General features: G+C 26.7%; 9 protein-coding genes and 1 riboswitch. All 9 genes read right to left on the minus strand.

The genetic code is table 11. From position 1 onward, the window contains the following. Positions 1-190 precede the first annotated feature (190 nt). The 9 genes from M2214_RS13675 to M2214_RS13715 all read right to left on the minus strand — a co-directional run bounded on the left by M2214_RS13675 (position 191) and on the right by M2214_RS13715 (position 11,399). Positions 191-4,261 (minus strand): VWA domain-containing protein, encoded by a 4,071-nt coding sequence (locus M2214_RS13675; RefSeq protein ID WP_248479725.1) that lies wholly within the window; start codon positions 4,259-4,261, stop codon positions 191-193. A 26-nt stretch (positions 4,262-4,287) separates the two neighbouring features. Continuing rightward, positions 4,288-4,785: a PilW family protein gene (locus tag M2214_RS13680; protein WP_248479727.1), complete on the minus strand. Its 498-nt coding sequence runs from the start codon at positions 4,783-4,785 to the stop codon at positions 4,288-4,290. A 20-nt stretch (positions 4,786-4,805) separates the two neighbouring features. Then, on the minus strand, positions 4,806-6,944 hold the full coding sequence (locus tag M2214_RS13685) for a pilus assembly PilX N-terminal domain-containing protein (RefSeq protein ID WP_248479729.1): 2,139 nt from the start codon (positions 6,942-6,944) through the stop codon (positions 4,806-4,808). 11 nt (positions 6,945-6,955) lie between these two features. After that, on the minus strand, positions 6,956-7,324 hold the full coding sequence (locus tag M2214_RS13690; protein ID WP_248479731.1) for a PilW family protein: 369 nt from the start codon (positions 7,322-7,324) through the stop codon (positions 6,956-6,958). Continuing rightward, a complete protein-coding gene (locus tag M2214_RS13695; RefSeq protein WP_248479733.1) occupies positions 7,321-8,559 on the minus strand; it encodes a hypothetical protein in 1,239 nt (412 codons plus the stop codon). Before M2214_RS13695 ends, M2214_RS13690 begins: the two co-directional genes overlap by 4 nt. Then, positions 8,559-9,119 carry a PilN domain-containing protein gene (locus tag M2214_RS13700; protein ID WP_248479735.1) on the minus strand — a complete coding sequence of 187 codons (561 nt, stop codon included), beginning with the start codon at positions 9,117-9,119 and terminating at the stop codon, positions 8,559-8,561. Before M2214_RS13700 ends, M2214_RS13695 begins: the two co-directional genes overlap by 1 nt. A gap of 10 nt (positions 9,120-9,129) precedes the next feature. Beyond that, positions 9,130-10,188 (minus strand): type IV pilus assembly protein PilM, encoded by a 1,059-nt coding sequence (pilM, locus tag M2214_RS13705; RefSeq protein WP_248479737.1) that lies wholly within the window; start codon positions 10,186-10,188, stop codon positions 9,130-9,132. 19 nt (positions 10,189-10,207) lie between these two features. Continuing rightward, positions 10,208-10,957, minus strand: a complete 750-nt coding sequence (locus tag M2214_RS13710; protein WP_248479739.1) for a prepilin peptidase — start codon at positions 10,955-10,957, stop codon at positions 10,208-10,210. An 85-nt stretch (positions 10,958-11,042) separates the two neighbouring features. Further along, a complete protein-coding gene (locus M2214_RS13715) occupies positions 11,043-11,399 on the minus strand; it encodes a competence type IV pilus major pilin ComGC (RefSeq protein ID WP_248479741.1) in 357 nt (118 codons plus the stop codon). A 320-nt stretch (positions 11,400-11,719) separates the two neighbouring features. Then, positions 11,720-11,803, minus strand: a riboswitch (cyclic di-GMP riboswitch). Positions 11,804-11,805: the final 2 nt, after the last annotated feature.

Below are 11,805 nucleotides of genomic sequence, written 5' to 3' on the forward strand. Positions count from 1 at the left end.
ATTATATCATTGTTTGTCAAAACATTCTACAAAATCACTTCATATTTTTGGTATGTTGCTAATATTCCTTAGTATATATTTCTATAAGTATATATAAATATCCTTTTATTGTTTCATATAGATAAAAAAGGAATAAAGAGTAGACGTATATTTTGTTTACTCTTTATTCTTTTAAATATTATGTTACAATTTACTCTAAATTAGGAAGTGGTACAATATTGACCTTATGTGTTTTTTCTTCAGAACTAGCTTTTATTTTGATAGTAGTAGTACCTATGCTAATACCCTCTACATTATAACTTATCATGTAGTTGCTTTTTTGTTCACTGTTTCTATTTGACGTTTTAATTTTAAATTTATTTTCTTCTTTTATAATATCAACATCCGAATTGTCTTTTCCCGTATTCACTTGTATATTAGAAATATCTATTTTATTTTCATCTTCAATTTCTAAAACTATATCCTGATTTTTAATATTTTTTATTTCTACACCTAAGTCTATATCGAATCCTTTTACTAGATTGACATTACTATTATCCTTAAATTCTCCATTAATAAACATTCCTGTTGTTATTTCAATTTCATTTTCAACAACAGTTATATTAATTGGATCAAATTCCTGCTCTCTATTTGCTTTTCCATTAAAGTCAGTGAAAGTTATTTTTGATTTACTGTCTTCACTTAAAACATAATTTCCTGGTTTTTTAGCACTTAAATTAACTTCAACCTTTATTGGACCCCCTTGATATCTATATACAGTTTCACCATTACTTGTATCTTTAATGAATTCTATATCATTAATATATTTTATAATCTTTTGTTCTGAAATCAAATCATTTTCTATATTTATATATTGAGGATATTCATCTGTTATTTGTATATTAGTTAAAGATATCTTATCTTTATATACTCCATTTTCTTTAAAAGTGCTTATAGCTGGTATTTCTGTAGGAACTTCAATTATATATTCTAATGTGAAATTATTTCTTTCTTGTACTTTATCTCCACCTACAACTGATTTAGATATTGTAAGCTCTGTTTTTCCTTCAACTGTAAATGCTCCGTATATACCTTCTCTAGTAACATCTCCATCTTTTCCTGTTCTAAAGGCAATATAGTAATCTCCTGATTCAGTTGGGAATTTTACACCCTCGTTTCCAGTAAATATAGTTTTAGCATATTCTCCTGGCGTTATATCTTTAGATGGATAGAACCAACCTTTAGGTACTCTATTCCATGTTGAACCATTATTAGAATATTTCATTTCAAAGGCAGCAGAACCTCCCCAGTTAAAATATTCTAAATAAATTGGATAGTATTTACCTGATTCTAAGTGATATACATTATTAGTAGTTCCAACTTGACTATTACGTCCTTGAAGTCCAAACATATTAACAAAATCTTTAGTTTCTCCATTAGCTGTTATATAACCTCTACATCCGTCATCTGAATGTGCTCCAAATTTATAATCTCCTGTATTATCTACTTTAATGTATCCCCAGAATTTTGAAGCTTCTCTATAATTATTATCAATCCACATATTATTTAGGAAAATAGAATTTGTTTTCCATATTCTACTCTCTATTCCATCTCTTTTTGTATACGTTTCCCAACTACCATAATCTTCTTTTGATGTTGAATAAGAAGCTTCTATATAATTTGTTGTATCTAGTGGATTCTTAAATACTTTCTCTGAGTGATACCAAAATTGTTCATTAGCATCGGCAACACTGGTTCCTGAGCCTACTCCTATGCCATGGCTTACATCATAACTTCTTTTATTTAAATATCCTTGCTTTTCTTCAACAACATCTTCATTTATCGTTTCTTCATTTAAATCCATTCTATTCCATCCATTAATTGGAATATTTTCAGGTGTTTCAGATTTTTTTATAAATTGGTATTCAAAGAAATTTTCATCTTCTCCTTTAAAACTTATATCTGCATAACCCTCTCCCTGAAGTTCTATAGATTGATTTAGTATTTTATCATATCTTCTATTTAAATCTTCAGAAGTTATATCAAGTATATCTCTAGCTCCGGAAGTATCTCTCACTTTAATATTAACTTCTGGTAAATTTTTCTTTATATTATTAACAGTAGCTATTACACTTTCTACATTTCCTGCTACATCTAAAATATTGAAAGTATATGTTCCATTTTCAGATACTTTATATGTTGTATTGCTTCCATCTACCCATGTTCCATCTGGTTTTTGTACCCTTTTCACACCTGATCCTGTATCATTTGCTGTTAAAGTCAATGTTACATCTTGATTTGTGTTTGTAATTGGGTTCATAGCAATATTTCCGACAGGCTGCACTTTATCTATATTTGTTATGCTTATACTTTCTATTGACTCTTGCTCTAATTCATCTATTCCTCTAGCTTGAATTATTGCATTACTCATTACAGTAATTGGTCCGTTATATGTTTGCCATGGATCATCATCAATTTTATACTCTCTTCTCTCCGAATCATTAGAGTACTGAATGCTCACTTCAACATTTTGATTAGTCCATGCAGTTGGAGTTTGAGTAAATGTAGGTTTTCTTGGCTTATCCTTTATTTCTATATTTAAAGCTTCTAAATACCTTTTACCACTTTTATCCAAAATATCTATATTGGCAAAAGAATCTTTATTATCTCCAAAAATATATGTGCCTTGTTTATCCAATTTGTATCGAACTGTAAATGAAACAGGGTCTGCTTCATATAATGTTTTTTCTTGATTTAACTTATATGTTATATCCATATTTCCTATTATCTTGTTATTATCTACATAAAAAGCCTCTGGCAGATTGTCTGTATACAAAATATCACTTACTTGTTCATTATTTTGTTCAGTAATACATTCTTCAAAATGAATCTTGCCTGAAATAGAATTTAAAATTTCTTCTGCAAATTGATTATATAGGTTTTGTAGAGTATTACTATCCTGACTAGAATAATAATGTCCTTTTGCTCCTGCAGCATTTGCTATTTCTTCATTACTGCTACCCGCTCCTAAACCAAATCCTACTACAAAAAAGGATGTGATATTATCTGATTTTTTGATTTTTTCATTTACTACATTTTTTGCATAATTTAACGATGCCGCATCTCCCTCTTGATTTCCTAAATAACTTAAGTAATCTCCTAAATAATATGCTGATTTAACTTCATTTAATTTATTATGATATATAACATTATTTATATTTGAACCCATATAATCATCTAAACGTCTATAATATTCTCTGTTATATTTAGCATCACGATTATATACGTCTGTAAAATCATTATAATTACGACTTCCATTTATATCTCTACTATAAGCTGTAGGTACTCCATCTGTCATTAAAATAATATATTTTTCTTTTGCAGATGTATCTGCATCAAGCATTGCTTTTGCAGTTCTAATTCCATCTCCTATATTTGTAGCGCCTCCTATACTTAATCCATGTATACTACTTTTTAAATTTTGCGTTCTAGATGGTACAGATATAATATCACTTACTTTACAACCATAACTACTATATTCTACTAATCCAATATTGAAGTTCTGTGAGTTTTCGAATTTATCTACAAAGTTTTTAGCAACATTTTTTATTATAGTTAATCTTGAATCTTCATTATAATAATAGGGTTCTCTGTTTTGTGTTGGAATCCATCTCATACTTCCAGAAGTATCAATAACTAATATTATATCCTTCTTACTACTATCGTGTTCTATAGGAATTGGCTTAGGCGCTATAGTATACCTAATATCAAAATAATCTTCTTTTTTTATTTTCACCTCATCAATAGACCTACTAATATCCATTAGATTAGATGGGGATGTATCTTCTTTTATTTTTACTAATCCTATATGTATGTTTGTTGAAGGTTTCATCTTAGACGATTTTCCATTTGTAGGATTTACTTTTGAATCATGCTGATTTGTTGTTAATTTATATCCTTTATTCTTCAGTTCATCTAAATCTACTTTTATTATATTGTCATTACCAGAATTTTTAGCTGAAACACTATAATATCCATTTGAGGATGAAGTTGTTTCATAATTCCATTCTTTTTTATCGGCATTCCCATTATAAGAATAAATATTTATACCAGCTATTCCATTTTCATTTAGGTCTCTTATTCCATCTCCATCAGAATCTTCCCATACACATCCACTTATTACATAATTCTTTCTATCAGCATACGTAGGAGTAACCATAGTTATTATCATACACATCATCATAATAATACTTATTATTTTTTTAAATTTACCAATTTTCACAATAATCCCTCCTTTTAATTAAATTTTTATCTACTCTTGTTCCTGAAATAGACTTCATCCTTAATTAAAACGTCATAATCATCAATTAATGCTGTAATATTTATTTTAATCCCTATCCAATCTTCATACTTTGATGGACTATCTGGAATAGAATCAATTTGAAAGCTTTCTATATTTGATGCTAATTGTGCATTTGCTTGTTTACCTCTTCCATAGTATAGTGTTTTATTCGTTTTATCATGTCTAATTATCAAATCATCAGCATCAGTTTTAAATTTTATCAAATACTTATTTGAGTCTTTTTCAACTGTTCTTACGCCTTTTGTTTCTCTAACTTTATCTACAATTTCATTTACAGACTTTTGAGCTTGTTCTTGTGTTCTTATCTGCTTTTCTGACCTAAAAAAGATTTTATAATTTGATATAAAAAATGATCCTACTGCACTTATTACAACTCCTGCTATAGCACATACTATAAGCAGTTCTATTAAAGTAAATCCCTTGTTTTTATAAATATATTTCATAGTTGTAACCCTTCTTAACATTATTTTGTCTTTTTCCATTCAGAAACTGTTATAATACTTGATAGCGTAGGTTGATTAGAATTTCCTTCTAAGTCACATATAACTTTTATTATGCTATCACCTGTTTGTTTAAACATTTTTCTTATTTCTTCATCTTGAGATATTTTATTTAGTATAAAATTATTCATCTTATTAATTGTGTAAGTATTAGTAAAATTTTTATTTTCATTTCCTTGTATATAAATATTTCCTTGTGTAATTATAGTTCCTTCAAAGTCAATTTCTCCTGATATATGAACATCTTTGTTTGTTATTATTATTCCTTTTATTTTTTTTACTTCTTTGCTTCCACCTGTTAACTCATAGTTTTTATTTGCTTTTAAGTTTATATAAATTACTTCTTCATAACCTTCTTTTTTATTCGTCTCTTCTTTTTTACCTGAATTCCACATATCAGCTATATATTTTTTTTCAAAAGTATCATCTTCATCATTATTAAGAATATCATTTATATCTACTTGTGGATCTCCCATTGCATTTACATAAAAATCATATTCTTCTTGATTCTTTTTAAAATTAGAATCAGACTCTAATTGATGTCCTTCATCTTTTATCTCATCATTTTGTATATATGCTCCAATGCTATAATTTACATTTTGAATATCTATATTCCCTTTACCCAGATTTAAAACATCATCATTTTTTTTAACTTTACTTACTGCTGTTAAGTAGCTTTTTCTTTGTTTAAACAAAGGAGATTTAGCTTTGTCTATTTTATTAACTAAAACTAATGGTGAAAAATAATCAAAATCTATATCTTCTGAACTTATATTTTCTTCTATATCTCCACTATAATGTTCATAATATTCATTATTTTCATTTTCATACATATCTTTAATCTCATTATAAATATCTTCATCATAATATACTTGTGAATAAGCTTTATAATTTCCTTTAACAGATACACTTTCTCCAGTTTGATAATATTCATCATTATCAAGCTTTATATATGATGTTCCTGCGATAAAAGTACCTTTATAATTTTTATCATAACTTTTTCCTTTTCCCAATCCTGTTATTGTTATCCTAGATTTATCAGTACCTATATCATTATTATTTATAACTATACCACTGCTTTTATCATGTACTGTACTTTCATTTCTTCCATCATTAAATCCATAATAGCTACCATCAATCTTTATATTCGCGTCTTTTCCATTTAGTTCTATATCATCATATGTATTTACATCACCTTTTATATTTATATTAGATCCTATATTCCCGTTAGGAATTGACAAGCTATTACAAAATACTTCTCCATTATTTATTACTTCTATAGTAGACTTATCTTCTCCAGTTTGAAGGTATGCTCCTGTTACTATTCTTCCATCTACATTTAAACTCCCTAAATTACCGTCATATCCTACTATAATTCCTTTGCTTTTAATATTAGAATTTATTTCATCACCATATGCATATATGTTCCCTTTTACTTTTACATTTTTCCCTTCTACTATTATGTCTTTATCTGATAATAAGGCTTTTGTCCAAAGTGCATTTTCTTTTAAAGTTTCAATTTTTTTATTTGAATAAGAAATATCGTATTCAGGTATATCTATTAAGAACTTACTTTCAACTTTTTTTTCAATCTTATCTTTTTGAGAAGTAGATTCTAAAACAAATTCAAATTCATCGTTACTTTTACTAAATTCAGTTATTGAATCTTTATCTTTTATTTTTACTGTAATATCATCAATATAAGAATAATGTTCTAAATCTTTTATAATATTCTCATTTATATATTCTGTATAACCTTCTTCAAACCAATTTTTCATTTCTTCTTTTAACTTATCTTCATCTTTTACACTACCATCTTCATTTAAATTTTCGCTTTGTCTTTTTTCAAGCTCATCTTCTACTTTTTTCTTTCCTTTATCTATAGCTTCTTCTACTACCTCTTCTATAACAACATATGCTTCTTCAAGCCCTGATTCAGCTATATAAAAAGACTGTTTTGATTTCATATCTATTTTTTTCATTTTTAAATTCATAACACTTGCAGATAATATTGCAGTGCCTAAAATACTCAGTACCGAAAGTGACATTAATACCATTATTAAGGCAGACCCTTTTTTATTGTTTAAAAATTTTTTTATCATAATATCTACCCCTAGTCTGTCTTTCTTAATCCTACTAATTCAACTTCATTATAACTATTTTTCTTTTTAACTTTTATTGTAATCTTAACAAGTTTCTTATTTTGCTCATACTCCTGTACTATTTGAGTTATTCTAAAATTCGGATAATCTTTATCTTCCATTAATTCTCCCTCTTCATCTGTAAACACTATGTTTTTAGAGAATTTTAACTGTTCCATATACTTTTGAGCCAATTGATTTGCAATCATTTGATTTTCTGAGTTTTTATTTACTTTTATTGTATTCACAAAAAAGGAAGATAATGGAGCAATAATAATTCCAAGTAAGGCTAGACTTACAACAAGTTCAACAAGTGTTAATCCTTTATTGCATTTAATCATTTTATCACCTTAACATTTCCAAGCTTATTAACTACTTTTACTCTAGGATTTTTATCATCTTCATAATCAATATTTACATTCAATTTTAAATTTGTTTTGTTAATTAAAGATAGATTTATTCCACTAGTATCTTCTTCACTATTTCTTTTATTGCTTATAATCTTAATATTTACAGCAGTTCCATGAGGATCAAATTCTATCATATTATTTTCATAATCTTTAGGATAAGATTCTCCTTGTGTTTTATATTTATAATAATATTTTTTATCAACTTGGATTAATTGAAATTCTACATCTTCAAAGTTTTGGTTATCTGCGTATACATAGCTTCTTCCTAACTTGTCCATGGCCCTTCCCATTATCACAGTAGGAAGATCCGAAGATATAGGTTTTACAGTCATAATAAAATCATTGTTTATAACTCTATTATTTTCATTATATTCATGGTACCCACTAAAAGGAACAAATGGATTACCTTTTCCATATCCATTATCAAAATCCCACTTTAGATACTCTTCATCCTGTTCATGAATCTTTGGAACAGAGTAAAAGTCTAATGCAATACTTCCTGTTATACTATTTTCCTCAGTTACAATTCCGTCTTCATCTGTATTATTTTTTTTAGATTTAGATATTGAAATATTATTTATAAGTATCTTTTTCTCATAGGTTTCTATATGCTCTAAGAAAGTAATTAAATCTTTATATTTTCCTTTATAGCTAATTGTTGCAGTCATTTTTTCAGTTTCATTTTTATTTTCCTCTAAATCTTCTTGATTCTCCTTACTTGCTTCATCCTTTTTTTCTTTTTTATTACCCTTATACTCTTCTGATAGATTTTTAATTAAATAATCTTTATCTTTTTTTTCTGCTTTTTTCACATCAATTTCATTAACATCTATATCAGAAAAACTAATTGAATTACCTTCTATATTAGATTTTCCAAGCATGTCATCTAAAATTACTATTATTTTTTCTTGATTTATACTTGGGAATAAAGGTTTTGTCATAGATTTTATTTTAGCATTTATGATTTTGAACTCTTTATAAACTGGACTATTCTCAGATATTTCTAATTTTACTCTCTGAACCTCAGCTTTTTTATCTATTACCTCTTGTTTTATATTATCAAGCTTTGTAAGCTGTGGACTTAATATAAATTTATAATATCCTCCTATGATAAGTATCAATCCTAATACTATCAGCATTATTTTTTCTCTTGTAGTTAATTTCACTACATTTCACCGCCTTTCAATGTACACTTCAAGGCAAATGTGAAATTCTCAGATTCATCTGATTCTTTATTTATATTTGATACATGAACAGAATCAAATATACCTAATTGCTTTAAGTTATATTCAAGCTCACCTATACAAGTTCTATTCATTGCTACTCCCTGTATATTTATATTTAATCCATTTATATTCATAGATTTTAAGAATAAATCTGTAGGTAGTTTTAAGGCTATTCTATCCATTAAAACAGTACTAATTTTATCTGCTTCATTAATTTCTATATTAATATCATTTACTGCATTATAATATTTTTTCATAATTTCTATTTTTGCTTTTTTCTCATTCACTTTTTCTAACTCTTTAACTACTTTTTCCGAATTTAAATACTCTTCATACTTTGCTTTTTCTTCTTCTAACTTTTTGATTTTAATATTCGTATATATTGTAAATCCACCCATAGATATAATTAGTATCGTTATACTTAAAATTATTAGTATATTATTTTTTTTTGATTTCTTATTTCGATCTATATATGATGAAAAAAAGTTGAAATCTCTCATGACCCTCTACCTACTTTCGTATAATTGAACCTATACAATTTAAATATTGATTCAGCTTTGTATCTTGTGCTTCTTTCCCAAGTTTTATATTAGACATTGTTTCTATCTTTATAACTTCAATATTTAATTCTTTTTTAAAGTGATCTTCTAACCCTTTAATATCTGACCCTCCACCATATAAGTATATCTCTTCTATTTTATTTTCTCTTTTTATATTTTCATAATATCTAAATAGTCTTCTAATTTCTTGTATCCAAGTATTAACAGAGTCTTTTACTATATCATTTAACATTTCTAATGAAACAAGGCCATTTTCATGATTTAAATTAGAATTTTCTATTTTTCTCTTTTCAGCTTCTTCTAAAGATAGATTAAGCATATTTGCAATATTTATATCTATTTCATTACTTCCAACAGGTATAATTCTACTAAATTCTAATATGCCATTAGAAATCATATTTAAATTTATGTAATTATGTCCTATATCTATAACAACAACAGTTTTATCCAAACTGGAATTTTCATCATTAATTGTAACCTTAGATTCACATAATTTAGATACTGAATTTGAATTCATATCTAAAGCTACAGGAGTTAAATCTAATTCTTTTATTAGTTTCAAGTAATCTTCTGCTATTGTTTTAGGAAGTGCAGCAACAGTTATTCTTCCTTTTTTTATATCTTCTTCAATAAAAGTTTCTAAAATTTTGTACTCTATCACATAATCATCAAATATAATCGGTAAATACTGTTCTATTTCAAATCTTACCATTGTATTCATTTCTTCTTCTTTTTTAGCAACAGGTAGTGTTATTTCTCTTTTAATGATTGATGTGCTCTGAACTGTACAAATTGTTTTTTTAGTTTTTATATTTTCATTTTGTATATATCTATTTATAACCGACTTTAAATTTTCTATATCTAATATATTTCCATCTTTATACGAGTTAGGAGGAGTTTCTATCACCATGGCTTTTTCAACTATTACATTATTTTTATTTTGTTTTCCTAAGACTATTTTTATATTTTTATTTCCTATATCTATAGACAAAACTTTGTTATTAAACAAGTCTATTCCCCCCATTAATCTAGCTTATTATTTTGAGTAAATACCAATTTATAATTTCATCTCCAAAATAGATTGTTACAAGAGCTGCCATGGCTATAAAAGGTCCAAACGGAATGAAATCTTTTCTACTTTTTATTTTAAGAAATATTAATATTAACGAAGCAGCTGCTCCTATAATAAAAGATAATAATGTTATCAAAAGAATATATTTATATCCTAAACTAAATCCTAACATTCCCATGAGCTTAATATCACCACCACCCATAGCTCCATTAGTTACAAGTGCAATAATTAAAAACAATCCTCCACCAATAAGTAGTCCTATCGTTCCATTTAAAATATTCCATTTAAAGTTATATAATGTATGTAGGATAAAAGTCAATATAATTCCAAATATTACAATTTCATCAGGTATAATCTGGTGATCATAATCTATAAAGCTTATAACTATAAGAATGCTAGATAAAAGAGCATATTTTATAAATAAAATGGTTATACTAAATTTTAAATATAATATTAAATAAATTAATGCATTTAATATTTCAACTAAAGGATATCTATTAGATATTTTTTCACTACAATATCTGCACTTACCCCTTGTCCAAATAAAGCTTAATACTGGAATTAAATCAATAGGGTTTAGATTAGTACTACATTTTAGGCAGTGAGATGGTGGAAATGAAATAGATTCATTTCTTGGTATTCTATATATACACACATTTAAAAATGAGCCTATGAGAAGGCCTAGGGTTAAAATTATGAAATTCATTTGTTTCTCCTTTAAAAATAGTAAGGAGTGATTAGCTTTAAAGCCAATCACTAAATTGAAGCTTAAATTTTAATAATTAAAATTATTATTCACTTTTTTCCGTTATAGTTACAGTAGCATCTCCATCATCATCTATTGTCAGTGTAAACTCTTTACCTTTTTGTTGAGCAATTGGTGTTTTATCTAAATAATCGTTAGTGACAAGTTGTTCTATAGTTATACTAGTAGATGGATTCGTTTCTGAAATAAAATATGTTTCAGCAGCTTTTTCTATCATTGCAGCAGTTGCTATATCAGCTTTTTCTTTAGCTGTATCTTGTACTTTTGTAAATTTAGGTACTGCAATAGCTGCTATAATTCCTAATATCGCAAGAACTACGATAAGTTCTATTAAAGTAAATCCTTTTTTGTTATTTAATTTTTTTTGAATTGCTTTTATCATGTTTTCACCTCCTTTCAAATAAAATCACTTGTATCTACCTACGTTCCTAAAAATGAGGCTTATTAAAATGTTAGCTCCTTTTTGGTTAATATTTTACTATAATACTTAAGTTGAGACGTTGAAATATATGTTAAAAACTTCTTTTGTCTGACCGTAAGGGAGTTTAAGAAGTTTTAATATATATTATAAGACTCAGCCTTAGTATTACTAAAATATTGACTAAGTTGTGGTATTTTAATAAGGCTTATTTTTCGATTAACCGCAAATCTCAGTTAATATTTCAAATAAAAAAACCAACTATTTAAACAACTAATTGCTTAATACTTGGCGGTCGGTTGCACCACTCACTCCATATCTTCCAGGTGCCCACATACAGAAGATACTTCACAGTTCCCTATATAATTTT

The organism is Tepidibacter aestuarii (assembly GCF_934924865.1).
Lineage (GTDB): Bacteria > Bacillota > Clostridia > Peptostreptococcales > Peptostreptococcaceae > Tepidibacter_A > Tepidibacter_A aestuarii.

Excerpts from the sequence above, each read along its gene's own strand:
- M2214_RS13710 (WP_248479739.1), bottom strand. The coding sequence starts at position 10,957 with ATGAATTTCATAATTTTAACCCTAGGCCTTCTCATAGGCTCATTTTTA.
- M2214_RS13715 (WP_248479741.1), bottom strand. The coding sequence starts at position 11,399 with ATGATAAAAGCAATTCAAAAAAAATTAAATAACAAAAAAGGATTTACT.
- M2214_RS13685 (WP_248479729.1), bottom strand. The coding sequence starts at position 6,944 with ATGATAAAAAAATTTTTAAACAATAAAAAAGGGTCTGCCTTAATAATG.
- M2214_RS13680 (WP_248479727.1), bottom strand. The coding sequence starts at position 4,785 with ATGAAATATATTTATAAAAACAAGGGATTTACTTTAATAGAACTGCTT.
- M2214_RS13690 (WP_248479731.1), bottom strand. The coding sequence starts at position 7,324 with ATGATTAAATGCAATAAAGGATTAACACTTGTTGAACTTGTTGTAAGT.
- M2214_RS13700 (WP_248479735.1), bottom strand. The coding sequence starts at position 9,119 with ATGAGAGATTTCAACTTTTTTTCATCATATATAGATCGAAATAAGAAA.